This is a genomic window from Aurantimonas litoralis, from assembly GCF_026153195.1.
GTDB lineage: Bacteria > Pseudomonadota > Alphaproteobacteria > Rhizobiales > Rhizobiaceae > Aurantimonas > Aurantimonas coralicida.
In genome coordinates this window covers 105,782-128,731 of the sequence record NZ_JAPFBM010000003.1, presented here as the reverse complement: position 1 = coordinate 128,731, position 22,950 = coordinate 105,782, and the positions used below count along the sequence as shown (strand labels likewise).

Sequence of the window (22,950 nt, the reverse complement as noted above, 5' to 3'; positions counted from 1 at the left end):
GATCACCCGATGCTCTTTGCCATTCTCTGCGACGACAAGCCGGACAGCCTGCAGCTGCGCCTCGACACCCGCGCCGACCATCTGGCGTTCCTGCACGGTCTCGGCGACGGGCTGAAATTCGCCGGCCCGTTCCTCGGCCCCGACGACAAGCCCTGCGGCAGTCTGGTGGTGATCGAGGCGGACTCGCTGGACGCGGCCAGGGCAACCGCGGCGAAGGATCCCTATGCACTGGCCGGGCTCTTCGCCAAGGTCGATGTCCGCCCCTGGAACTGGGCCATCAAGAACCCGGCAGCGACGGCATGAGCGAGGGCATGCGCTACTGGCTGTTCAAGTCCGAGCCGTTCAAATGGTCCTTCGACCACCAGAAGAAGGCCGGCGACAAGGGGCAGGAGTGGGACGGTGTCCGCAACTACCAGGCCCGCAACTTCATGCGCGAGATGAAGGTCGGCGATCGCGGCTTCTTCTACCATTCCAACGAGGGCAAGGCCGTCGTCGGCATCGTCGAGGTGATCGCCGAGGCCCATCCCGATTCCACCGCCAAGGACGGCAAGTGGGAGTGTGTGGACATCAAGGCGGTGATGGACGTGCCCAATCCGGTGACCCTCGATGCGGTGAAGGCCGAGCCGGCGCTCAAGGACATGGTGCTGGTCAACAATTCCCGCCTGTCTGTGCAGCCGGTCGAACCGGACGAGTTCCGCACCGTCTGCGAGATGGGCGGGCTCGACCCCGCCAGGGCCATGGGCAAATAGCCGCAGCGACGGCGCATCGGCGCCATCGCGGGAACGGAGCCGCGCCATGAACATTTCCGGAACAACACAATCTTCGGAGACACGTCATGGATACTGCGAACGCCAAGGTCGACACCGGCTCGAACACCGAGAAGGACCCCGAAACCTGGACGACGGGCGGCGAGCCCATGACCGGGGCCCAGGGGTCCTATCTCAAGACCCTGTGCGAGGAGACGGGACACCCCTTCGACGAGACGCTGAGCAAGGCCGATGCGTCGATCCTCATCGACAAGCTGCGCGCCGAAAGCGATCGCGTGAAGAACGAAGCCTGATCGGTTTTCTGCAGAAAAGCGCGGGCCGCCCCGGCGGCCCCGCCCTTTCATCGCCCGTGCAGCCAAGCGTTCCGGCATGAAGGATCGCATCGTCCCCGCCGACGCCGAGCGCTTCATTCGCGCCAACACGGCGATCCTCGCCCCGCCCCATGTCCCGGAAATCCGGCTGCATCTGGCCGACGAGGCGCATGATCTGTGGCTGAAGACCGAGGCGGAACTGGACGCGATCGGCCTGCCGCCACCCTTCTGGGCCTTCGCCTGGGCCGGCGGACAGGCGCTCGCCCGCCATGTCCTCGACCATCCCGGCCTCGTCCGGGGCCGGCGCGTCGCCGATTTCGCGACCGGGTCCGGCCTCGTCGCCATCGCAGCCGCGCGCGCCGGAGCGTCTTTGGTCACCGGCTACGACATCGACCCGTTCTGTGCCGCCGCGATCCGCCTGAACACCGCCCTCAACGAGACCCCGGTCGGCTTCGATGCGCGCGACATCATCGGTGAGATCCCGCAGGCCGACATCCTGCTTGCCGGCGACGTCTTCTTCGACGTGGACGTGGCCCGGCGGATCACGCCGTGGTTCGACCGGCTGAGCGCCGAGGGCATCACTGTTCTCGTCGGCGACCCGGGCCGGGCCTATCTGCCGGCCGACCGCGTCAGCAGGCTGGCGACCTACGAAGTGCCGGTCACCCGGGCGCTGGAGGACGCCGAAATCAAGCGCACCAATGTCTGGCGGTGGACGGGCGCCTGATCGACAGGCGTCAGTCCTTCGCATGATTCCCGGGCCGTCAGCGGCGGGAGACCGGGACCCGGCTCAGGCCGCGGCCTGCCGGCCCCGCTTGGTCAGCCGCACCGGGATCGACTTGGCGGCCGGCACATGGGCCCGCCTGGAATGGTGCCACAGCGGCAGCAGCGCGTTCAGCTCAGGATAATAGCCGCCGCAATTGCCCTTCGGCATCGCCCAGGCATGGACCCGGTAATCCTCGACCTTGCGGACGATCCCGTCGTCGGTATGGGTCTGGACATCGACGCGGTCGTCGTTGCGAAGACCGAGCCGCTGCATGTCCTCCTCGTTCATCAGGATGACCATGCGGGTGCCGAACACCCCGCGCAGACGGTCGTCATAGCCGTAGATCGTCGTGTTGAACTGATCGTTCGAGCGCAGGGTGATCAGCTTCAGGACGTCGGCACTGGTCGTGTCGATGTCCGGGTCGACGTCGAAGGTGTCCGGGGTGAGGAAATTCGCCTTGCCGGATTCCGTGCGCCATTCGCGATAGGAGGCGCCGATGTCGCGGTGGAACCCGCCGGGCGTGCCCATGCGCTTGTTGAAGTCGCGGAAATCGGTCGGATAGGCGAGCTCGATCGCGTCGCGGACCTTGGCGTAGTCGCCGACCCATTCATCCCACGGCACGGTCGATTTGCCCGGCACCAGCGCCTTGGCGAGTTCGGCGACGATCTTGGGCTCCGACAGGAGCTCGCGCGACGCCGGCTCGCGGTGGCCGAAGGAGGCATGGATGCAGGCGGTCGAATCCTCCATGGAAACCGTCTGCGGCCCGCTCGCCTGCGTGTCGCGCTCGATCCGGCCGATGCAGGGCAGGATGTAGTTGATCTCCGCCGTCAGCAGGTGATTGCGGTTCAGCTTGGTTGAGATCTGGACATTGAGGCGCATGCGCCGCCAGGCATCCTCCATGCGGGCCGTGTCGGGAATGGCGCGGGAGAAATTGCCGCCCAGCGCCACGAAGGCCTTCACCGATCCGTCCAGAATGCCCTCGCAGGTTCCGATCGTGTCGAGACCGTCCTCCTTGGGAACCGTGAAGCCGTAGAATTCCTCGAATTTCTCCACCGGGATCAGCTTCAGCTTCTCGGTGATGCCGACAGTGCGCTGGCCCTGCACGTTGGAATGACCGCGGATCGGCGAGATGCCGGCGCCCGGCTTGCCCATCATGCCGCGCATCAGGAGGAGGTTGACCAGCATCTGCACGTTCTCGATGCCGTGCCGGTGCTGGGTGAGGCCCATGCCGTAATTGCCGATGACCTTCTCGGCCTTCGCATAGACCCGGCCGACATGCTCGAGCTCGTCCCGCGGCAGGCCGGAGCAGCGCACGATCTCGTCCCAATCCGCCTGCCGCACGAAGCGCTCGAACTCGTCGAAGCCGTGGCAATGCGTCTCGATGAAATCGACGTCGAGCACCCGCGACCGGCCGGTCTCCCGGGCCGCATCGTCGAGGGCGAAGACCGCCTTGGCGATGCCGGTCATGGCCGCGATGTCGCCGCCGCCGCGCACCTGGTAATAGTCGCTCGACATCTTGGTCCCCTCGTCGGGGGACAGCATCTCCGTCGGCGACTGCGGGTTCTTGAAGCGCATCAGGCCGCGCTCCAGCACCGGATTGAAGGTGATCACCGGCGCCCCGCGCTTGCGCGCCTCCTGCACCCAGTGCAGCAGTCGCGGCGCATTGGTGCCGGTGTTGTGGCCGAAGAAGAACATCATGTCGCACTGGTCGAAATCGTCCAGCGTGACCGTGCCCACCGGCGAGCCGATCGATTCCGGCAGGCCGACCGACGTGGATTCGTGGCACATGTTGGAGCTATCCGGCAGGTTGTTGGACCCGTAGATTCGCGTCATCAACTGCCACATATGCGAGGTCTCGAGCGCGGCGCGGCCCGAGACGTAGAACACCGCCGATTTCGGATCGATGGCGTTGAGCTCCGCCGCGATCTCGCGGAAGGCGTCCTCCCACTTCACCGGTACATACTGGTCGAGCGTGCGGTCGTAGCGCATCGGGGTCGTCAGCCGACCCTGCTTCTCCAGATCGTGGTCAGTCCACTCCAGAAGCTCGCTCACCGTATGTTTCGCGAAGAACTCGCGGTCGCAACGCTTCGGCGTCGTCTCCCAGATCGTCGCCTTGGCGCCGTTCTCGCAATATTCGAAGGTATGCGGCTCGGCGGGCTTCGCCCAGGAGCACGAGACGCATTGATAGCCGTCGGCCTTGTTCTGCTTCTGCAGGGTCGCCCACAGGGTGGACGCCAGCATGCCCTCGTCCTTGGCGTGGGACAGGAGCGACTTGACCGAGCCCCAGCCGCCGGTCGGCTGGTCATATTGTTCGATGGTCGGATTGTCGGTGTTTTCGCTGCGTTCCATGTCCGTCTCCATGCAACCTGTCAGGAGAGCTCAGGAGCCACTCCCGGCAAACCGTAAGCCTGACGGGTCAACTCCGCAGGCTCGCACGCGGTTGCATGTGACGAATTGTCGGGTCGCTGAAGAACGCCGCGCGTCAGCGCTGCACCACCAGCCTTGCGCCGCGCCTCAGATACGGCGCCAGCCGCAGCATGTCGGCCGGCGCTACCGCGACGCAGCCCTGCGTCGGTGGATAGCCGGGCTTGGCGACATGCAGGAAGATCGCGCTGCCGCGGCCCCGGCCCCGCTGCCGGATGTTCCAGTCGAGCACCACGACGAAATTGTAGAGGCGGTCGGCGCGCGCCATTCGCTCGGCGCTCGCCGGAAACGGCAGCCGGACATGGCGATTGTAGGCCGCGTGGTCGGGCGCGTCGCACCATCCGTCCACATCGGCCCGGATCCGCCGGATCGGCAGCGGCGCAGCCGGGCGCGCCATCCGGCCCGGCCGGTGCCAGGCCGACAGCACGTCCATCGCGGCGACCGGCGTCGCGCCGTCGCCTTCGCGCTTGAAGATCGTCGTGCCCGAGCGGCCGAGTGCGCAGGGCAGGCGCAAAGGCCCGGCGCACAGGATGCCGCGACGGGGATTGCCGGGCGCGCGCCGGACCATCAGCACCGGTTTTTTTGGAATCATTCGCAACTGGACCATGACACGGCGGGAAAACCGCCTATGTCTATCACGAATTGTTACAGCCGCGAGCCGCTCAGTCGGGGCGACGGCAGAGAAAACCGGGCGACGATATCGCATGAGCGTACGCAGCATTCTCATCGTCGATGACGACACCGATCTTCGGCAGACCCTGGCCGACCAGCTCTCCCTCCACGAGGAGTTCACGGTCCTGCAGGAGCCCGACGCCACCAAGGGCATCAATGCCGCGCGGGCCGGGCTGATCGACCTCGTGGTGATGGATGTCGGCCTGCCCGACATGGACGGCCGCGAGGCGGTGAAGGTCCTGCGCAAGACCGGGTTCAAGGCGCCGATCATCATCCTGACCGGCCAGGACACCGACGCCGACACCATTCTTGGCCTCGAGGCGGGGGCGAACGACTACGTCACCAAGCCATTCCGCTTCGCCGTGCTGCTGGCCCGCATCCGCGCCCAGCTGCGCCAGCACGAGAACAGCGAGGACGCGACCTTCCAGGTCGGCCCCTACATCTTCAAGCCCAGCCAGAAGGTGCTTCTCGACGACAAGGGCGGCAAGATCCGCCTGACCGAGAAGGAGACGGCGATCATCCGCTATCTCTACCGCGCCGACCGCCGGGTGATCACCCGCGACGTGCTGCTGGAGGAGGTCTGGGGCTACAATTCCGGCGTCACCACCCACACGCTGGAAACCCATGTCTACCGGCTGCGCCAGAAGATCGAGGCGGACCCGTCCAGTGCACGGATCCTGATCACCGAATCCGGCGGCTACAAGCTCGTTCCCTGATGCTGGCCGCCTCGGAAAGCTGCGGATGAGCGTCGCCGCCCGGCCGGAAGCGGCAGGTCGTGAGTTTCCATCAATTCGCCGCTCCCGTATAACCATTCGCTAACGCTCCCATGGCGGGGAAACAGGTCCGGCTGCGCCGGGCAACGAAACGACGGGCAGCCAGAGCTGCGACGGTACTGGTCAACGGGCCGCCGCGAACCCGGCAGGAGATCGGTGCGCCGACCAGATGAGTCTCGAAAGCGACATCGCCGTCCTGCGCAACGTGCCCCTGTTCGAGGATCTGCATGCCGACCAGTTGCGGCTGCTGGCCTTTGGCGCCGAGCGTCGGCGGCTGCACCGCGACGAGTTCGTGTTCCGCGAGGATGCCCGCTCCGATGCCGGTCTGGTCATCGTCTCGGGCGAGATCGCGCTCCTGCGCGGCCGGCCCGAGCGCCAGATCGTCGTCGGCACCTACGGCCCCGGCACGCTGCTGGGCGAAATGGCCCTGATCACCGAGACCCGGCGCCCGACCAGCGCCCGCACGCTGACCGACTGCGAACTGATCCGCATCACCCGGCCGCTGTTCCGGCGCATGCTGGAGGAATATCCCGACTACGCCGCCGGCCTGCACGCCAAGCTGAAGGCCCGGCTTGCAGAAATGACCGGCGACATCCTCGCCATGGAACACCGCTTTACCAGCTGAAACCGGGCCGCGCCCGCGAGAGGGGCGTCCTGTTCCTACCTCAATCGATGTCGAAGCTCGCCAGCACCGGCACGTGGTCGGAGGGCCGCTCCCAGCTGCGTGCGGCGCTCATCACGTCGATCGTGGTCAGGGCCGGCGCGAGGTCCTGCGATCCCCAGATATGGTCGAGGCGTCGGCCGCGATTGGACGCCGCCCAGTCCTTGGAACGGTAGCTCCACCAGGTGAACAGCTGCTCCTCCATCGGCACGTGATGGCGCATCAGGTCGGTCCAGCGCCCGTCGGCCTGCGCCCTCAGCAGCCCCTCGCATTCGATCGGCGTGTGCGACACCACCTTCAGAAGCTGCTTGTGCGACCAGACGTCGGTCTCGAAGGGGGCGATGTTGAGATCGCCGACGAGCAGCGAGGAGACGCCCGGCTCGGCCTCGGCGCTGATCAGCCGCATCTCCTCGATGAAGTCGAGCTTGTGCTTGAACTTGACGTTGACCTCCGGATTCGGCTCGTCACCCCCCGCCGGCACATAGAAATTGTGCACCCGCAGCCGCCGCCCGCCGATGCTCAGCCGCGTCGACAGATGGCGCGCATCGCCGATCTGGCAGAAATCCTGGCGCACGATGTCGTCGAAGGGCTGCTTCGAGACCGTGGCGACGCCGTGATAGCCCTTCTGGCCATGGATCGCGATGTGCTCGTAGCCGAGCGCCTTGAAGGCCTTTTCCGGAAACTGGTCGTTCGGGCACTTGGTCTCCTGCAGGCACAGGATATCCGGCTGCCGCTCTTCCAGGAGCCGCTGCACCAGGGGCATGCGCAGGCGCACCGAGTTGATGTTCCAGGTCGCGATGGTGAAGGGCATGGGCAGTTCCGGCGAAAACACGATGGGGCCCCCGCTTAGGCGGCCTGCCGGCACCGTTCAAGTCTTGCCCGCTCACGCAACCGGCGCCGCACGAGGCGGCGCCGATCCGGTTCGGTATGGCGAAGGAGCCGACGGCCGGAACAGCGCTGCCTCCGTGCCGCGGCCCCACTCCGACCGACGACCGGTCAGCGGACCTGCTGGACGACCTTGCAGAGCGCCACGAGACCGCGATCGAAGGCGTTCGGATCGGCCATGATGCCGGTGCAGCGACGGACCATCGCCGTCTGCTCCGACCGCGACATGCCCTCGAAGGCCGCATGATAGCGCGCATCCTCTCCGTCGAAGCCCTGCGCGGTGCCCGGATTGGGCATCTGCGGGCTGGTCGGCGCGGGCACGGCGGTGCCACCCGGCTCCTGCGCCGTGCCGCCGATGGAGACGCGGCCGTTCGTGCCGATGCCGTTCTGGCCGCCGAGGGAGGCCGACACGCCCGCATCGGCGCCGCTGCCGCCGCCGGCCGACGCTCCGACACCGGCGTTGACGCCATTGTTGCCGCCAACCGAGGCCCCGACACCGGCGTTCACGCCATTGCCGCCGCCGATGGATGCACCGGCCCCCGCGTTGACGCCGCTGCTGCCACCGACCGAAGCCCCGGCGCCTGCGTTGACGCCATTGCCGCCGCCAACCGATGCGCCCGCACCGACACCGCCGCCGTCATGGCCTCCGGCCGAAGCGCCGACCCCGGCACTGATGCCGCCGCCGCCACCGACCGACGCGCCCACGCCGGCACTGACCCCGCCGACGGAGGCGCCGACGCCCGCGCCGATCTGCGCCAGTACGGGCGGCGCCACCGCAAGCGCCGATCCGACAAGAAGAGTAGAAAGGATGATCCGAGGGTTTGCTGCACTCATGACTGCCTCCTTTTCTCGTGACTGCCGAACAGCAGTTGTCGAACGGTTAAGCCAGTCGGAGGACGGATCGTTTCAGGCCACCCGTCTTGCGTTAATCTTTTGATTAACACCGGGTAACCATGAAAAACCTGTTTCGAGCAAGATATTGCGCTGCGATAGGCAGGGCGATGCCGGTCTTGGCGCCGCGGGATTATGACCGCGGTCGCCGAAGCGGGAACCGGCGAAGCGCCGCAGGGCCGGCCTTGCCAGCCCCGCGACGCGGGCCGCGTCAGTTGCCGGTCTGGCCCTGGGCGATCGCGGTATAGGGGATCTTGAACGTCGATTCGGCGATGTCGCCGCCATGCTTGACGTTGTAGATCATCACCGTGGTGTCCTTGCCCTGCTGGTCGCGGATCGTCCACTGCTTGAGCTCGTAGCTCTTCGGATCGAACATCAGCGTGATGCGCGAATTGCCGAAGATCGAGCTGTCGCCCATGACGATCGTCGTCAGGTCCGGCTCTTCCTTGACGCTCTGGATATTCGCCTGGGAGAGGTCGATCCGCCGGTCGAGCAGGAGCTTCAGCGGCGTCTTCGACAGCGGATAGGTGTCCCAGGTGTTCAGCTTCTTGTTGTTGATCGCCACGGTGGAGCCGTCGGCGATCACCCGCAGCGGCTGCTGGGTGTAGTCGAAGCGCACCTTGCCGGGCTTCTCGATATAGAACTTGCCCTCGGTCTGCCGGCCGTTCGGATCGAACTGCACGAAATCGCCGTGCATCGAGGGGATGCCGGCGAAATGATCGGCGATCTGCTGTGCGCCGGCCTGCGCCGCGGCAGGACCGGCCGCCATCGGACCGCAGACCGCGGCGACGGCAAGCGTCGCAGCCAGGGCGCGGGTCGTGGCGAAGCGGGAGATGATGTCGAATGTCTTGGCCATGGTGATGGATACTTCCCTTGTTCCGAAGTCCGCCCTTCGTCTCATGCGGGGGATATAGGGCCCCGGAGCCGTTTCGGCGCGGGGGCCCTTCCTTGGACGTCAGTCTGGGGGAGCAATGGGGCGCGCGTGCGGCGCACGCGCCTTGTTTCGCGCGCCCTCCGGCGATCACATGCGATCGTCTTCCGTCGGAACCAGGATTTCGCGCTTGCCGGCGTGGTTGGCCGCGCCGACGACGCCCTCGCGCTCCATCCGCTCGATGATCGAGGCGGCGCGGTTGTAGCCGATCGACAGCCGCCGCTGGACGTAGGAGGTCGAGGCCTTGCCGTCGCGCAGGACGATCGCCACCGCCTGGTCGTAGAGGTCGGCGCCCTCGTCCGGCTCGCCGCCGCCCGAACCGCCGCCGGAGCCGCTGTCGCCACCATCTTCCTCGTCCTCCTCGAGGATCGAGTCGAGATAGTCCGGCACGCCCTGGCTCTTCAGGTGATTGACGATGTCCTCCACCTCGGCGTCGTCGACGAACGGGCCGTGGACGCGCTGGGTGCGGCCGCCGCCGGCCATGAACAGCATGTCGCCCATGCCCAGGAGTTGCTCGGCGCCCTGCTCCTGCAGAATGGTGCGCGAGTCGATCTTCGAGGTCACCTGGAAGGAGATACGGGTCGGGAAGTTGGCCTTGATCGTACCGGTGATGACGTCGACCGACGGGCGCTGGGTCGCCATGATGACGTGGATGCCGGCGGCGCGGGCCATCTGCGCGAGGCGCTGCACCGTGCCCTCGATGTCCTTGCCCGCGACCATCATCAGGTCGGCCATCTCGTCGATGATGACGACGATGTAGGGCAGCGGCGACAGGTCGAATTCCTCGGTCTCGAAGATCGGCTCGCCGGTCTCGCGGTCGAAGCCGGTCTGGACCGTGCGCGAGATCGTCTCGCCCTTCTCCATGGCGGCCTTCACCCGGGCATTGAAGCCGTCGATGTTGCGCACGCCGACCTTGGACATCTTGCGATAGCGGTCCTCCATCTCGCGGACGGTCCACTTCAGCGCGACGACCGCCTTCTTGGGGTCGGTGACCACCGGGGCCAAGAGATGCGGGATGCCGTCATAGATCGACAGTTCCAGCATCTTCGGGTCGATCATGATCAGGCGGCACTCGGCCGGGGTCATCCGGTAGAGCAGCGACAGGATCATGGTGTTGATCGACACCGACTTGCCCGAGCCGGTGGTACCGGCCACCAGCAGATGCGGCATCTTGGCGAGGTCGGCGATCACCGGCTCGCCGCCGATGGTCTTGCCCAGCGCCAGCGGCAGCTTGGCCTTGTTCTGGATGAACGCGTCGGAGCCGATCATCTCGCGGAAATAGACCGTGTCGCGACGCTGGTTCGGCAGCTCGATGCCGATGGCGTTCTTGCCGGGAATGACCGCGACGCGGGCGGCGATGGCGCTCATCGAGCGGGCGATGTCGTCCGACAGGCCGATGACGCGCGACGACTTGATGCCGGGTGCCGGCTCCAGTTCGTAGAGGGTGACGACCGGGCCCGGACGGACCTCGATGATCTCGCCCTTGACGCCGAAATCCTCCAGCACGCCTTCGAGCAGGCGGGCATTCTCCTGCAGCGCCTCGGGTGACAGCGAGCTGTCGCGGCTGCGCGGCTTGGGCGGCGTCAGGAATTCGATCGACGGCAGTTCGAAGCGCACCGGGTCGGCGACCGTGGTGACCGGCTTCAGGGCCGTGGCGCGGCCGGAGCCGGTGCGCAGGCGCTGCTGTTCGGCGGTCACGGTGGCCTGCGGCACGACGCGCACGCCGGCATCGGGCTGCGGCGCGGCGGCGCGCTGCGGCGGCCGGGCGGGAGCCCCCTGCCCTTCGGCGCGGCCCCGCGGCTCGCTGCGCGGCGATTCGGCGGCCGGCGCCTTGCGGCCCGGGAAGGCGACGATGTTGCCGGCCAGAAGCCCGCGCCAGCCGCCGTTCTCCTCGGGGATCGGTGCGGCGTTGGGCGACACGCGGTCGGCGGGGCCGACCACCATGGCATCATCGTCGAGGGCCGGCTGCGGCTCGTCGAAGCTGCCGTCATAGGCCGCCTGCTCGTCGCCATAGGGCACGTCATCCTGCCAGTTGCCGGCATCGGTCATGCCGTCATCCTCGGGATAATCCGCCATCGGGTCGTGATAGCCGGCGCCGGTCTCGGCCTGCGCGGCGACGCGAATCTCGCGCCCGGCCTGCATCTGCGGCTGCTGCGCGGCCTGCGGCGTCGCGAAGTCGTCGTCCTGCCAGTCGTCGAAGCGGTCGCCGAATTCCGCCGGCTCGCGCGCGGCGCGCCGGGCTTCGAGATGACGCTGCACCGAAGAGCGGACCGAATAGGCCGTATGAGCCAGTGCGCCGATGGCCAGCGCCACGCGGCTTTCGCCGGCCTCCTCATCCTCGTCCTCGACGGGACGGCGGCGAGTGTCGGCCACGGGCCTGGCGCGGTTGCGATCGATCAGCCCGGCGCCGTTGAGGAACAGCCAGCCGGCCGGCGCGGCGATCATCACCGCGAAGACGAAGCCGAGAAAGCCGCTCGGATAGGCGCCGGTGGCCAGCGCCGGGAATTTCAGCACGATGTCGCCGGCCACGCCCCCAAGCCCGATCGGCAGCGGCCAGCCGGCCGGGGCCGGCAGGCAGCCGAGGGCCGCCGAGGCCAGAACGATGCCGGCCAGCGCATACCAGGCGCGGCGCCAGATATGGTCGACGGACAGGCCGGACAGGAACAGAAGGCCCCAGATGGCCGGCAGCGCGACGAGCAGCGCCGCGCCCAGGCCGAAGATCTGCATAGCGAGATCGGCGACCACGGCGCCGGCCGGACCGGCCCAGTTCTCGACCATGTTCTGGTTCGACTGACTCAGCGACGGATCGCTGACCGTCCAAGTGGCGCAGGCGACGCCCAGATAGGCCGCCAGGCCGATCAGACCTGCCGCGCCGCAGAGTTCGCCCTGCCGCCGGATGAAGGAAGTTTGGCTGTCGCCACTCGCCGTCGATGCCATCGTGTCCTGCCTGTCTCGTCGTGGCGGACCGGCCCGAAGCGGCGGGTCCACTGCTTGCGCGGAGAGTAGGCGCGGCTGGTTAAGACCCGTTTAAGCTTAAGAGGAAGTTGCGGCGGCGCGACAAAGCCTGCCGGAACCGCCTCCGGCTTGCCACGGCGCGCCTCGCCTCCCATGTCGCGGCCGACAGTGACAGACGGAGCAAGGACATGGACATTCGCCACGAGAATCACGGCGGCAGGGGCCGCTTTTCGACGCCAGGCGGCGAGTCGGAGCTGACCTACACGATGGCCGGCGACACGACGGCGATCTTCGAGCACACCTATGTACCGGCCAGCGAACGCGGCCAGGGCATCGCCGCCAAACTTCTGGCCGCGGCGGTCGACTGGGCCCGCGGCGCCGGCCTGACCGTGGTGCCGCAATGCTCCTACGTTCAGGCGCAGTTCCGCCGCCATCCCGAATACCGCGAGCTTCTCTGAAGCCGGCGCCGGCTGCCGCCTCCCCTTACAAACGCCAACGGGGACAGGCTTGCGCCCGTCCCCGTCGAGTCAGCCCTGGGAGGATGGCTTACGAGTGGTAGGCGACCTCGCCGTGATAGGCGAGATCGAGGCCCTGGCGCTCGGCCTCGGCGGTCGGCCGCAGCCCGACGGCCATGTCGACGAGCTTGAAGAGGATCGCCGAGATGACGCCGCACCACACGATGGTGACGAGGACGGCCCAGATCTGGATCATGGTCTGTGCGGCGATGGAGAAGTCCGCATCGCCCGTGCCGCCCAGCCAAGGCGCGGTGAAGATGCCGGTGCCGATCGCCCCGACGATGCCGCCGACACCGTGGATGCCGAAGACGTCGAGGCTGTCGTCATAGCCGAACTTGTTCTTCACGACATCGACGAAGAAGTAGCAGATGCCGCTGGAGATCGCGCCGAGCACGATGGCGCCGACCGGCCCGACCGTGCCGCAGGCCGGGGTCACCGCGACGAGACCGGCGACGATGCCGGAGGCCGCGCCCAGCATCGAGGCCTTGCCGCGCATCATCGTCTCGATCACGCACCAGGCGACCAGCGCGCCGGCGGTGGCGGTGAAGGTGTTGAGCATGGCCAGCACCGCGCCGCCGGTCGCCTCGAGATTCGAGCCGGCGTTGAAGCCGAACCAGCCGACCCACAGGATCGAGGCGCCGACCATGGTCAGCGTCATCGAGTGCGGGGCCATCATGTCGCGGCCGAAGCCGGCGCGCTTGCCGACGAACAGGCAGCCCACCAGCGCCGCAATGCCGGCATTGATGTGGACGACGGTACCGCCGGCGAAATCGAGCGCGCCCCAGTTGAAGATCAGGCCCGAGCCGTCCCACACCATGTGGGCGATCGGGAAATAGACCAGCGTCACCCAGAGCACGGTGAACAGCATCACCGCCGAGAACTTGATGCGCTCGGCGAAGGCGCCGACGATCAGGGCGGGCGTGATCACCGCGAAGGTCATCTGGAAGGCAATGAACAGATATTCCGGCAGCGCGACCCCGTCGGTGAAGGTGGCGGCGGTGGAATCGACGGTCACCCCGGCGAGGAACAGCTTGCCGAAGCCGCCCCAGTAAGGGCTGGTGCCGCCGCCGAACGCCATGGAGTAGCCGTAGACCACCCAGATGATCATCACGACGCCGGCGATGACGGTGCACTGCATGAGCACCGACAGCATGTTCTTGGCCCGCACCAGCCCGCCATAGAACAGCGCCAGGCCCGGCAGCGTCATGAACAGGACGAGCAGCGTCGCGGTCATCATCCAGGCGACGTCGCCCTTCTCGACGACGGGTGCCGCCGCCGCAGCCGCATCGGCCACCGCGGCATCCTGGGCCAGTGCCGGACAGGCAAGCGCCGCGGCAAGGCCGAGGCCTGCGGCGAGAGCCGGCAGAGGGCGTTTCAGACGGGAAGTGGTGACCATGTCGCTCTTCTTTCCAGTGCGCCCCTGCAGGGGCCGGAGAGGAAGCGTCGCGGCGCTCCCGCGGGCAGACAATCAAAAGCCGTGCCATATTCTCAAGCAGCGCGCAGCGCCTCTAAACTGGCCGAACTGACGCCATTCCCGCCGCCGCGGCTGCGCAATCTGCCTGTTCCGTGCCCAGAGTGACGCTTAGTTAGGCATATCGGTCACGCGTTCGGCATTGGCGCCCCGAACGTGAAAAGGGGGCCACAGGGGCCCCCTTCTCGCATCGTTCTGCAGGTTCGGATCAGGCGCGGCCGACCGAGAACTCCGGATAGGCTTCCACGCCCACCTCGGTTCGATCGAGGCCGAGCGCCTCTTCCTCCTCGCTGACCCGGATGCCCATCACCGCCTTCAGGATCGCCCAGACCACCAGGCTGACGACGAAGGTGAAGACACCGTAGGCGAGGACGCCGATCAGCTGCACGCCGAAGCTCGTCTCCGCATTGGTCAGCGGCACGGCCATCGTGCCCCAGATACCGGCGAGGAGATGGACCGGGATCGCACCGACCACGTCGTCGATCTTCAGCTTGTCCAGCAGCGGCACCGCGAAGACCACGATCACGCCACCGACGGCACCGATCAGGATCGCCGACAGGGGCGACGGCTGCAGCGGCTCCGCCGTGATCGAGACCAGACCCGCCAGGGCGCCGTTCAGCACCATGGTCACGTCGACCCGCTTGTAGATGACCTGCAGCAGGATCAGCGTGGCGACCACGCCGCCGGCCGCGGCCAGGTTGGTGTTGGCGAAGATGCGCGACACGTCCGACACGTCGTTGATCGTGCCCATGGCGAGCTGCGAGGCACCGTTGAAGCCGAACCAGCCGAGCCACAGGATGAACGTGCCCAGCGTGGCGAGCGGGATCGACGAACCCGGCATGGCGACGCCGCGACCGTCAGCGGTGAAGCGGCCCTTGCGTGCGCCCAGGAGCAGCGCGCCCGCCAGTGCAGCCCAGCCACCGACCGAATGGACGAGGGTGGAACCGGCGAAGTCGGAGAAGCCCATCACCGACAGCCAGCCGGCGCCCCACTGCCAGGAACCGGCGATCGGGTAGATGAAGCCGGTCAGGATGACCGTGAAGGCGAGGAACGGCCACAGCTTGATGCGCTCGGCCAGCGTGCCCGAGACGATCGAGGCGGCGGTGGCTACGAAGACCATCTGGAAGAACCAGTCGGAGGCCGTCGAATAGCCGGTGGCGAGGTTGTTGCCGCCCACAGCGTCGAAGCTGTAGGTGCCGAAGGAGCCGAAATAGCCGCCGTCGACGCCGGTGTACATGAGGTTGTAGCCGACGATCCAGTACATGATGCCGGCGATGGAATAGAGCGCGATGTTCTTCAGGCACTGCATCGACACGTTCTTCGAACGCACGAGGCCGGCCTCGAGCATGGCGAAGCCCGCCGCCATCCACATCACCAGGAAGCCGCCCACGAGGAACAGCAGGGTGTTGAAGATGTAGGCGACGTTCGGCTCGGTCGCGTAGGCGACGGCTGCCGCGGCAGCGTCGGAGCCCTGGCCCGCGGCTTCGGCAGCCGCTGGCGCGGCGTCCTGGGCGAAGGCGGCGGTGGCCGCCAGGCCGGTCAGCGTGCCGGCGGCGAATAGGAGTTTCGTGAACTTCATGGTCCGGTCGCTTCCTCTCACAGTGCGTTGACGTCGACTTCGCCGGTCCGGATGCGGACCGCCTGGTCGATGCCGAAGACGAAGATCTTGCCGTCGCCGATCTGGCCGGTCTTGGCGGCGGTCTGGATCGCCTCCACCGTCCGGTCGACCAGATCGACCGCGACCGCGACCTCGATTTTCAGCTTGGGCAGGAAGCTCACCGCGTATTCCGTGCCGCGGTAGATCTCGGTGTGGCCCTTCTGGCGCCCGTAGCCCTTGACCTCGGTGACCGTCAGCCCCTGGACGCCTATGCCGGTCAGTGCTTCGCGCACCTCGTCCAGCTTGAATGGCTTGATGATCGCCATCACGATTTTCATGTTCACCTCGAACCTTGGGCGGCTGGGAGCACCGCCGAGTTGAGCCAGCGAATGCCGGGAGCGTCATGCGCCCGACGGTTGACTGACTCAGAGGAAAACAAGGTCCGTGCCAAACGGGCCGAACAACCGCCAATCCGGCGATTTTTCTGGCCGGGGCCCTCGGGCGCCACTTTTTCAGGCACCCGGCATCAAACCGATCTGCATATTTTATGTGCAGATCGGTTGGTCGTGGTGGTTTTCTAGGCGCCCCGGCGCGGCCGGATCAGCCCCTCCTGCGCGACCGACGCGGTCAGGACGCCATTGGCGGAATAGAGCGAGCCGCGGGTCAGCCCGCGGGCGCCGGAGGAGGACGGGCTGTCCTGGGCATAGAGCAGCCAGTCGGAGACCCGCACCGGCCGGTGGAACCACATGGCGTGGTCGAGGCTGGCGGCCTGGATGCGCTTGTCGAACACCGACAGGCCGTGGGCGAAGAGCGAGGTGTCGAGCAGCGTCATGTCCGACAGATAGGCCAGCACCGCCGCGTTCAGCGCCCGGTCGTCACCGATCTCGCCCGGGCAGCGCACCCAGACCCGCTGCACCGGCTCCAGCTTGTCGGTCGTCAGATAATGGTCGAAGGAGATCGGCCGGAACTCGATCGGCCGCGGCCGCTCCCAGTAGCGCCGCACCGCTTCGGGCGCCCGCTTCAGGATCGTCTGGTTCAGATCCTCGCCATGGGGCACCTCGTCCGGGCCCGGCACGTCCGGCATCGTCGCCTGGTGGTCGAGCCCCTCCTCGTCCTTCTGGAACGAGGCCGACAGCGAGAAGATCGCGTGGCCGTGCTGGATGGCGACGACCCGGCGGGTGGTGAAGGAGCCACCGTCGCGGATCCGGTCGACGTCGTAGATGATCGGGGTGGCGGGGTCGCCGGGCCGCATGAAGTAGGAATGCAGCGAATGGCAGAAGCGGTCGGCCGGCACGGTGCGCTGCGCGGCGACCAGCGCCTGGGCGATCACCTGGCCGCCGAAGACCCGCTGCCAGCTCTGGTCCGGACTGGTGCCACGGAAGAGATTCTCCTCGATCCGCTCCAGGTCGAGGGTCTCGAGGAGCTTTTCAACGGCCTCTGTCATCCTAGATTCACTCCGGTACGCGGACAGATCGCCGCCGTTCGCCTGACCCGGCGTTGCACCACAAACCGGCAGATGGTCAACCGGTTTCGGACCGAATCTGCCCCGCCGCCCTCGCGCGTGCGCGATATCAGGAGCCTTGCATGTCCGACGACACCCTTGCCGATACCACGCCCGAGCACGCCGACATCGTGGTCGCCGGCGCCGGCTATGTCGGCCTGACGACGGCGGTGGCGATCGCGGATGCCGCGCCGTCGCTGAAGATCGTCCTCGTCGACGCCGCGCCCGAGGGCGTCTGGCAGCGCGACGGCCGTGCCTCGGCCGTGGCCGCCGCCGCCATCTGCATGCTGGAGCAGCTCGGCATCTGGCAGGAGGTCTCCGACGAGGCCCAGCCGATCACCGAGATGATCGTCACCGATTCCCGCACCTCCGATCCGGTGCGGCCGGTCTTCCTGACCTTCGGCGGCGAGGCGCGGCCGGGCGAGCCCTTCGCCCACATGCTGCCCAATGTCGCCCTCAACGGCGCCCTGCGCAAACGCGCCGACGCCCTCGGCATCCAGATCCGCGCCGCCACCGCGGTGTCCGGCATCGACCAGAAGCCGGCCTCGATCCGCGTGAAACTGGCCTCCGGCGGCGCCATCGAGGCGCGACTTCTCGTCGCCTGCGACGGCGTGCGCTCGGCGATCCGCGACATGGCCGGCATCGGCACCGTCCACTGGGATTACGGCCAGTCCGGCATCGTCGCGACCGTCGCCCACGAGCGGCCCCATCACGGCCGCGCCGAGGAGCATTTCCTCCCCTCCGGCCCCTTCGCCATCCTGCCGCTGAAGGGCAACCGCTCGTCGCTGGTCTGGACCGAGCCGACCCGCGAGGCCGACCGCCTCGTCGCCTCCGATGACATGATGTTCGAGCTGGAGCTGGAGCAGCGCTTCGGCCACAAGCTGGGCGCCCTGACCGTCGAGGGCGGCCGCCGCGCCTTTCCGCTCGGCCTGACGCTCGCCCGCGACTTCGTGCGGCCGCGCATCGCGCTGGCCGGCGATGCGGCCCACGGCATTCACCCGATCGCCGGGCAGGGCCTCAATCTCGGCTTCAAGGACGCCGCGGCGCTGGCCGAGACCGTCGTCGAGGCCGCCCGCCTCGGGCTCGACATCGGCGCCCTCGACACCTTGCAGACTTACCAGCGCTGGCGGCGCTTCGACACGGTACAGATGGGCATCACCACCGACGTCCTGAACCGGCTGTTTTCCAACGACAACGGCCTGTTGCGCGCGGCCCGCAGCTTCGGCCTGTCGCTGGTCGATCGCACCCCGCGGCTGAAGGATTTCTTCATCGGCCAGGCCGCCGGCCTGCATTCCGGGGCCTCGCCGCGGCTCCTCCAGGGCGAGGCCATCTGAGGGTTCCGCCGCGGCAAAACGGCAGCATTTCGGGGCGTCTGGAACGATTCTATCGCCCCGCACGCCCCCGGCAGCAAATTCTTTCCCGCCTTGCCGCTGCTCGGCAATGCCCGCCGCCGATCCGAGGATCGAATACGCCTATGTAGGGTCAACGCGACGTGGCCTTATGGGGCCGATGGCAGGGAGCAACCGACATGGCGAAGGATCACCGCGCCGGATCGAAGGTCAGGGGCGACAAGCTGCCGGCGATCGTGATGGCCAATCACCTTCTGGAAGGCGACGTCGTCTTCCTCGCCGACAGCGGCTGGACGCTCGACCCGTCCAAGGCCCGCGTTGCCTATGACGCCGAGACGGCCGACGCCATGGAGGCCGAGGGCAAGGCGGCGCTCGCCGCCAACATGGTGGTCGATCCCTATCTCGTTCCCGTCGACATCGAGGAGTCCGGCCTGCCGGTCGCCCGGCATTTCCGCGACGCCATGCGCCAGAAGGGTCCGTCGATCCATCCGGACATGGGCAAGCAGGCCGAATACGAGACGCCCGCCTGAGCCGCGCAACGGCGCGACAGGGGATGGCAGCCGGCCGGACCGGCGCCGAGACGAGCTTGAAGAGGACACGAGCATGTATCGCTATGACGAGTTCGACGAGGAGTTCGTGCGCGAACGCGTGGCCCAGTTCCGTGGCCAAGTGGCCCGGCGGCTGGACGGCTCGCTCTCGGAAGACGAGTTCAAGCCGCTGCGGCTGAAGAACGGCCTCTATCTCCAGCTCCATGCCTACATGCTGCGCATCGCCGTGCCCTACGGCACGCTGAGCTCCAGGCAGCTGCGCCAGCTCGCCGACATCGCCGAGACCTACGACAAGGGCTACGGCCACTTCACCACGCGCCAGAACCTGCAGTTCAACTGGCCGAAGCTGAAGGACGTGCCGGCGATCCTCGACATGCTGGCCGATGTCGAGATGCACTGCATCCAGACCTCCGGAAACTGCATCCGCAACGTCACCGCCGACCAGTTCGCCGGTGTCGCCGCCGACGAGGTGGAGGATCCGCGCCCGACCGCCGAGCTGATCCGCCAGTGGTCGAGCCTGCATCCCGAATTCACCTGGCTGCCGCGCAAGTTCAAGATCGCCGTCACCGGCGCCGAGCACGACCGCGCCGCGATCATGGTCCACGATGTCGGGCTGAAGATGAAGCGCGGCCCGGACGGCGAGCCCGGCTACGAGGTCGTCGTGGGCGGTGGTCTCGGCCGCACGCCGATGATCGGCAAGATCGTTCGCGATTTCATTCCGCGCGACGAGCTGCTCGCCTATCTCGAAGCGATCATGCGGGTCTACAATTCCGAGGGCCGACGCGACAACAAGTTCAAGGCGCGGGTGAAGATCCTCGTCCACGAGACTGGCGAGGAGGAATTCCGACGCCGGGTCGAGGCCGAATACGCCCAGCTCGACGGCCCGACGATCAACGCGCCCGAGGACGAGGTGGCGCGCATCGCCGCCTATTTCGCGCCCCCGGCCTACGAGACCCTGCCCGACACCTCCGAGACGCTGGAAGCCGCGCGCCGCGCCGATCCCGGTCTCGACCATTTCGTCACCCAGAACGGCTTTGCCCACAAGCAGCCGGGCTACATCGCCCTGACCATCTCGCTGAAGGCCATCGGCGAGGTGCCGGGCGACATGTCGGCCGAGCAGATGCGCGTCTTCGCCGACATTGCCGAGCGCCATTCCCTGTCCGAGCTGCGCGTCACCCATTCGCAGAACCTCGTCCTTCCCTATGTGAAGAAGGACGACGTGCCGGCGGTCTATGCGGCGCTGAAGGCGGCGGGCCTGGCGACGGCCAATGCCGGCCTCGTCACCGACATCATCGCCTGCCCCGGCCTCGACTATTGCGCGCTGGCCACGGCGAAATCGATCCCGATCGCCCAGGAGATCGCCCGGACCTTCCAGGACGAGGACCGCCAGCGCGACATCGGCCCGCTGCCGATCAAGATCTCCGGCTGCATCAATGCCTGCGGCCACCACCATGTCGGTGCCATCGGCATTCTCGGCCTCGAAAAGGCCGGCAAGGAGAACTACCAGATTACTGTCGGCGGCGACGCCACGGAGAACGCCGCGCTTGGCGAGCGCCTAGGCCCCGGCATCGACGCCGAGGACGTGCCGGGCGCGATCGAGAGCATCGTGCAGGTCTATCTCGGCGAACGCCGGGAGGGCGAGGAGTTCATCCAGACCGTGCGCCGCGCCGGGTTGGAGCCGTTCAAGGCCGGCTTCACCGCCTATATCGCTTCGCGCCAGGCCGCGACGGAGGCAGCCGAATGACCCTGATCCGCGAGACCGGCGAGACGCCGGACCATTATCGCCGCGTCGACAGCATCGAGGCCCTCGGCACGGACGGGGCGCTGATCGTGCCGCTGGCTCTGGCAGAGGCGGCCAAGGACCATCTCGCCGGCCGCCGCTTCGGCCTGTCGGTGCCCAACAACGCCGCGGTGGAAGACATCGCGCCATTGCTGGTGGACGTCGATCTGGTCGTGGTCGAGTTCCCGGCCTTTTCCGATGGCCGCGGCTTCTCGCTGGCCAAGCGCCTGCGCCGTGCCGGCTTCGAAGGCACGCTGCGCGCATCGGGCCCGCTCATCGCCGACCAGTTCGCCGATGCGCTGGCCTGCGGCTTCGACGAGGTGGAGCTGCCCGAGACCATGGCCAACCGCCAGCCCGTCCAGCAGTGGATGGAGGCCAAGGACGCCATGAGCCGCCACTACCAGAACGGCTACGGCGACGACCGCAGCATCCTGAGAAAACGGCTGGCCGCCCGCGAGGCTTGAAACGATGACCGCAACCCTGCCCGATCTGGCCGCGACACTGAACGGTGAATTCGCGGGCCTGACGCCGCTCGAACGCCTGCAGGCGATGGTCGCGCGCGTCGATGGTCCCGTGGTCTTCACGACCAGTCTCGGCATCGAGGACCAGATGATCACCCATCTGATCTTCTCGAACGATCTGCCGATTCAGGTGAAGACGCTGGACACCGGCCGGCTGTTTCCGGAGACCTACGCGCTGTGGCGCGAGACCGAGGAAAAATACGGCCGGCGCATCCGCGCGATGTATCCGCAGGCCGAGGCGCTGGAGGAACTGGTCAACGATCAGGGCATCGACGGCTTCTACTACGCGCCGGAATTTCGCAAGAACTGCTGCGGCGTGCGCAAGGTGGAGCCACTCGGCCGGGCGCTGGCCGGGGCGGCGGGCTGGATCACCGGCCTGCGCCGCGACCAGTCGGCCAACCGCTCCGACATGGATTACGTCGCCTTCGACGGCGCCCGCGGGCTGATCAAGGCGAACCCGATCTTCGACTGGACGCGCGAACGCATCGCCTCCTTCACCGCCGCCGAGGGCGTGCCGGTGAACGCGCTGCACGCGCAGAACTTCCTGTCGATCGGCTGTGCGCCCTGCACCCGCGCCATCCGGCCGGGCGAGCCCGAGCGGGCCGGCCGCTGGTGGTGGGAAGAAGAGACCAAGCGCGAATGCGGCCTGCATGTCGATGACGACGGCCGGCCCATGCGCGCCGACAACAACCGTCCCGCCGAAGGGGACGCGGCCTTCGAAAGGCTCCCGCAATGAAGCACATGACCCATCTGCAGCGACTCGAGGCCGAGTCGATCTTCATCATCCGCGAGGTTGCGGCGACCGCCGACAATCCGGTGATGATGTATTCGATCGGCAAGGATTCGGCCGTCATGCTGCATCTCGCCATGAAGGCCTTCGCCCCCGGCAAGCCGCCCTTCCCGCTGCTTCATGTCGACACGACCTGGAAGTTTCGCGAGATGATCGAGTTCCGCGACCGCCGGGCGCGCGAGCTGGGCCTCGACCTCATCGTCCACACCAATCAGGACGGCGTGCGCGACGGCATCAGCCCGTTCGCCTCGGGCAGCCGGGTGCACACCGAGGTGATGAAGACCCAGGCGCTGAAGCAGGCTCTCGACAAGTACCAGTTCGACGCGGCCTTCGGCGGCGCGCGCCGCGACGAGGAGAAGTCCCGCGCCAAGGAGCGCATCTTCTCGCTGCGTTCGGCCGAGCATCGCTGGGACGCCAAGAACCAGCGGCCCGAGCCCTGGCGGCTGTTCAACACCCGCAAGAAGAAGGGCGAGAGCTTTCGCGTCTTCCCGCTGTCCAACTGGACCGAGCAGGATGTGTGGGACTACATCGCCCTGGAGAACATCCCGGTGGTGCCGCTCTATTTCGCCAAGACCCGGCCGATCGTGCGCCGCGACGGCGCGCTGATCATGCGCGACGACGAGCGCATGGAACTGCGCCCCGGCGAGACCGTCGAGAACATGATGGTCCGCTTCCGCACGCTTGGCTGCTACCCGCTGACCGGCGCGGTGGAATCCGAGGCGGCCGATCTCAAGGACATCATCTCCGAAATGCGGGGCTCCCGCACCTCCGAGCGCCAGGGCCGGGTCATCGACCAGGATTCCGGCGCCTCGATGGAAGAGAAGAAGCAGGAAGGCTATTTCTGA

The 22,950-nt window shown here is 67.4% G+C and carries 23 protein-coding genes; 13 read left to right on the top strand and 10 right to left on the bottom strand.

Annotation, left to right across the window (positions count from 1 at the left end):
* Positions 1–9: 9 nt before the first annotated feature.
* From N7I30_RS08080 to N7I30_RS08065, 4 genes are all read left to right on the top strand, one after another.
* Positions 10–303 (top strand): YciI-like protein, encoded by a 294-nt coding sequence (locus N7I30_RS08080; RefSeq protein ID WP_187391587.1) that lies wholly within the window; start codon positions 10–12, stop codon positions 301–303.
* An 8-nt stretch (positions 304–311) separates the two neighbouring features.
* Positions 312–749, top strand: a complete 438-nt coding sequence (locus tag N7I30_RS08075; RefSeq protein ID WP_187391681.1) for an EVE domain-containing protein — start codon at positions 312–314, stop codon at positions 747–749.
* A gap of 86 nt (positions 750–835) precedes the next feature.
* Positions 836–1,060, top strand: a complete 225-nt coding sequence (locus tag N7I30_RS08070; RefSeq protein WP_024351926.1) for a DUF3072 domain-containing protein — start codon at positions 836–838, stop codon at positions 1,058–1,060.
* A 76-nt stretch (positions 1,061–1,136) separates the two neighbouring features.
* Positions 1,137–1,802: a class I SAM-dependent methyltransferase gene (locus N7I30_RS08065; protein WP_498637993.1), complete on the top strand. Its 666-nt coding sequence runs from the start codon at positions 1,137–1,139 to the stop codon at positions 1,800–1,802.
* Between the two features lie 63 nt (positions 1,803–1,865).
* On the opposite strand, the gene N7I30_RS08060 is transcribed toward N7I30_RS08065, so the two are convergent.
* Together N7I30_RS08060 and N7I30_RS08055 are read right to left on the bottom strand one after the other, a co-directional pair.
* Positions 1,866–4,190 carry an FdhF/YdeP family oxidoreductase gene (locus N7I30_RS08060; RefSeq protein ID WP_498637991.1) on the bottom strand — a complete coding sequence of 775 codons (2,325 nt, stop codon included), beginning with the start codon at positions 4,188–4,190 and terminating at the stop codon, positions 1,866–1,868.
* Positions 4,191–4,323: 133 nt separating this feature from the next.
* The gene (locus N7I30_RS08055; RefSeq protein WP_277026088.1) at positions 4,324–4,857 is read right to left on the bottom strand and encodes a L,D-transpeptidase family protein; all 534 of its coding nucleotides are present in this window, start codon (positions 4,855–4,857) and stop codon (positions 4,324–4,326) included.
* Between the two features lie 112 nt (positions 4,858–4,969).
* On the opposite strand from N7I30_RS08055, the gene N7I30_RS08050 reads away from it, so the two are divergent.
* Positions 4,970–5,653, top strand: a complete 684-nt coding sequence (locus N7I30_RS08050) for a response regulator transcription factor (RefSeq protein WP_009211447.1) — start codon at positions 4,970–4,972, stop codon at positions 5,651–5,653.
* A gap of 226 nt (positions 5,654–5,879) precedes the next feature.
* Positions 5,880–6,335 (top strand): cyclic nucleotide-binding domain-containing protein, encoded by a 456-nt coding sequence (locus N7I30_RS08045; RefSeq protein WP_024351930.1) that lies wholly within the window; start codon positions 5,880–5,882, stop codon positions 6,333–6,335.
* A 40-nt stretch (positions 6,336–6,375) separates the two neighbouring features.
* Here the strand turns inward: N7I30_RS08045 and N7I30_RS08040 are convergent, their stop codons facing one another.
* The 4 genes from N7I30_RS08040 to N7I30_RS08025 all read right to left on the bottom strand — a co-directional run bounded on the left by N7I30_RS08040 (position 6,376) and on the right by N7I30_RS08025 (position 12,015).
* Positions 6,376–7,182, bottom strand: coding sequence for an exodeoxyribonuclease III (locus N7I30_RS08040; RefSeq protein ID WP_498637988.1), 807 nt, complete (start codon positions 7,180–7,182; stop codon positions 6,376–6,378).
* Positions 7,183–7,367: 185 nt separating this feature from the next.
* Entirely contained in the window at positions 7,368–8,090 is a 723-nt protein-coding gene (locus N7I30_RS08035; RefSeq protein ID WP_498637986.1) for a hypothetical protein, read from the bottom strand.
* Between the two features lie 268 nt (positions 8,091–8,358).
* Positions 8,359–9,003, bottom strand: coding sequence for an outer-membrane lipoprotein carrier protein LolA (locus N7I30_RS08030; protein WP_024351933.1), 645 nt, complete (start codon positions 9,001–9,003; stop codon positions 8,359–8,361).
* A 165-nt stretch (positions 9,004–9,168) separates the two neighbouring features.
* Positions 9,169–12,015 carry a DNA translocase FtsK gene (locus N7I30_RS08025; RefSeq protein ID WP_498637983.1) on the bottom strand — a complete coding sequence of 949 codons (2,847 nt, stop codon included), beginning with the start codon at positions 12,013–12,015 and terminating at the stop codon, positions 9,169–9,171.
* A gap of 206 nt (positions 12,016–12,221) precedes the next feature.
* Between N7I30_RS08025 and N7I30_RS08020 the strand changes: the two genes are divergently transcribed.
* Positions 12,222–12,491 (top strand): GNAT family N-acetyltransferase, encoded by a 270-nt coding sequence (locus tag N7I30_RS08020; protein ID WP_498637981.1) that lies wholly within the window; start codon positions 12,222–12,224, stop codon positions 12,489–12,491.
* Between the two features lie 88 nt (positions 12,492–12,579).
* Here N7I30_RS08020 and N7I30_RS08015 read toward each other — a convergent pair whose 3' ends face one another.
* The 4 genes from N7I30_RS08015 to tesB form a co-directional block, all read right to left on the bottom strand.
* Entirely contained in the window at positions 12,580–13,944 is a 1,365-nt protein-coding gene (locus tag N7I30_RS08015) for an ammonium transporter (protein ID WP_498637979.1), read from the bottom strand.
* Positions 13,945–14,227: 283 nt separating this feature from the next.
* Positions 14,228–15,598, bottom strand: a complete 1,371-nt coding sequence (locus N7I30_RS08010; RefSeq protein ID WP_491391818.1) for an ammonium transporter — start codon at positions 15,596–15,598, stop codon at positions 14,228–14,230.
* A 17-nt stretch (positions 15,599–15,615) separates the two neighbouring features.
* On the bottom strand, positions 15,616–15,954 hold the full coding sequence (locus N7I30_RS08005; RefSeq protein ID WP_029703667.1) for a P-II family nitrogen regulator: 339 nt from the start codon (positions 15,952–15,954) through the stop codon (positions 15,616–15,618).
* Positions 15,955–16,193: 239 nt separating this feature from the next.
* Entirely contained in the window at positions 16,194–17,060 is an 867-nt protein-coding gene (gene tesB / locus N7I30_RS08000; RefSeq protein ID WP_277024931.1) for an acyl-CoA thioesterase II, read from the bottom strand.
* 140 nt (positions 17,061–17,200) lie between these two features.
* Between tesB and N7I30_RS07995 the strand changes: the two genes are divergently transcribed.
* The 6 genes from N7I30_RS07995 (at position 17,201) to cysD (ending at position 22,950) form a co-directional block, all read left to right on the top strand.
* Positions 17,201–18,451 carry a ubiquinone biosynthesis hydroxylase gene (locus N7I30_RS07995; RefSeq protein WP_498637975.1) on the top strand — a complete coding sequence of 417 codons (1,251 nt, stop codon included), beginning with the start codon at positions 17,201–17,203 and terminating at the stop codon, positions 18,449–18,451.
* A 194-nt stretch (positions 18,452–18,645) separates the two neighbouring features.
* Positions 18,646–18,996: a DUF2849 domain-containing protein gene (locus tag N7I30_RS07990; RefSeq protein ID WP_498637973.1), complete on the top strand. Its 351-nt coding sequence runs from the start codon at positions 18,646–18,648 to the stop codon at positions 18,994–18,996.
* A gap of 73 nt (positions 18,997–19,069) precedes the next feature.
* Positions 19,070–20,758 (top strand): nitrite/sulfite reductase, encoded by a 1,689-nt coding sequence (locus tag N7I30_RS07985; RefSeq protein WP_498637971.1) that lies wholly within the window; start codon positions 19,070–19,072, stop codon positions 20,756–20,758.
* Positions 20,755–21,258, top strand: coding sequence for a DUF934 domain-containing protein (locus N7I30_RS07980; RefSeq protein WP_498637969.1), 504 nt, complete (start codon positions 20,755–20,757; stop codon positions 21,256–21,258). The genes N7I30_RS07985 and N7I30_RS07980 overlap by 4 nt, the downstream gene beginning before the upstream one ends.
* Positions 21,259–21,262: 4 nt before the next feature.
* Positions 21,263–22,051: a phosphoadenylyl-sulfate reductase gene (locus tag N7I30_RS07975; protein ID WP_024351943.1), complete on the top strand. Its 789-nt coding sequence runs from the start codon at positions 21,263–21,265 to the stop codon at positions 22,049–22,051.
* Complete coding sequence (gene cysD / locus N7I30_RS07970; protein WP_188076392.1) at positions 22,048–22,950, top strand: sulfate adenylyltransferase subunit CysD; 903 nt, start codon at positions 22,048–22,050, stop codon at positions 22,948–22,950. Before N7I30_RS07975 ends, cysD begins: the two co-directional genes overlap by 4 nt.

Coding starts and splice junctions, on each gene's coding strand:
- N7I30_RS07990 (WP_498637973.1), top strand. CDS start 18,646: ATGGCGAAGGATCACCGCGCCGGATCGAAGGTCAGGGGCGACAAGCTG.
- N7I30_RS07975 (WP_024351943.1), top strand. CDS start 21,263: ATGACCGCAACCCTGCCCGATCTGGCCGCGACACTGAACGGTGAATTC.
- N7I30_RS08045 (WP_024351930.1), top strand. CDS start 5,880: ATGAGTCTCGAAAGCGACATCGCCGTCCTGCGCAACGTGCCCCTGTTC.
- N7I30_RS08030 (WP_024351933.1), bottom strand. CDS start 9,003: ATGGCCAAGACATTCGACATCATCTCCCGCTTCGCCACGACCCGCGCC.
- N7I30_RS08080 (WP_187391587.1), top strand. CDS start 10: ATGCTCTTTGCCATTCTCTGCGACGACAAGCCGGACAGCCTGCAGCTG.
- N7I30_RS08015 (WP_498637979.1), bottom strand. CDS start 13,944: ATGGTCACCACTTCCCGTCTGAAACGCCCTCTGCCGGCTCTCGCCGCA.
- N7I30_RS08025 (WP_498637983.1), bottom strand. CDS start 12,015: ATGGCATCGACGGCGAGTGGCGACAGCCAAACTTCCTTCATCCGGCGG.
- N7I30_RS08055 (WP_277026088.1), bottom strand. CDS start 4,857: ATGATTCCAAAAAAACCGGTGCTGATGGTCCGGCGCGCGCCCGGCAAT.
- N7I30_RS08075 (WP_187391681.1), top strand. CDS start 312: ATGCGCTACTGGCTGTTCAAGTCCGAGCCGTTCAAATGGTCCTTCGAC.
- N7I30_RS08020 (WP_498637981.1), top strand. CDS start 12,222: ATGGACATTCGCCACGAGAATCACGGCGGCAGGGGCCGCTTTTCGACG.
- N7I30_RS07995 (WP_498637975.1), top strand. CDS start 17,201: ATGTCCGACGACACCCTTGCCGATACCACGCCCGAGCACGCCGACATC.
- N7I30_RS07980 (WP_498637969.1), top strand. CDS start 20,755: ATGACCCTGATCCGCGAGACCGGCGAGACGCCGGACCATTATCGCCGC.
- N7I30_RS08050 (WP_009211447.1), top strand. CDS start 4,970: ATGAGCGTACGCAGCATTCTCATCGTCGATGACGACACCGATCTTCGG.
- tesB (WP_277024931.1), bottom strand. CDS start 17,060: ATGACAGAGGCCGTTGAAAAGCTCCTCGAGACCCTCGACCTGGAGCGG.
- N7I30_RS08005 (WP_029703667.1), bottom strand. CDS start 15,954: ATGAAAATCGTGATGGCGATCATCAAGCCATTCAAGCTGGACGAGGTG.
- N7I30_RS07985 (WP_498637971.1), top strand. CDS start 19,070: ATGTATCGCTATGACGAGTTCGACGAGGAGTTCGTGCGCGAACGCGTG.
- N7I30_RS08040 (WP_498637988.1), bottom strand. CDS start 7,182: ATGCCCTTCACCATCGCGACCTGGAACATCAACTCGGTGCGCCTGCGC.
- N7I30_RS08010 (WP_491391818.1), bottom strand. CDS start 15,598: ATGAAGTTCACGAAACTCCTATTCGCCGCCGGCACGCTGACCGGCCTG.
- N7I30_RS08065 (WP_498637993.1), top strand. CDS start 1,137: ATGAAGGATCGCATCGTCCCCGCCGACGCCGAGCGCTTCATTCGCGCC.
- cysD (WP_188076392.1), top strand. CDS start 22,048: ATGAAGCACATGACCCATCTGCAGCGACTCGAGGCCGAGTCGATCTTC.
- N7I30_RS08060 (WP_498637991.1), bottom strand. CDS start 4,190: ATGGAACGCAGCGAAAACACCGACAATCCGACCATCGAACAATATGAC.
- N7I30_RS08070 (WP_024351926.1), top strand. CDS start 836: ATGGATACTGCGAACGCCAAGGTCGACACCGGCTCGAACACCGAGAAG.
- N7I30_RS08035 (WP_498637986.1), bottom strand. CDS start 8,090: ATGAGTGCAGCAAACCCTCGGATCATCCTTTCTACTCTTCTTGTCGGA.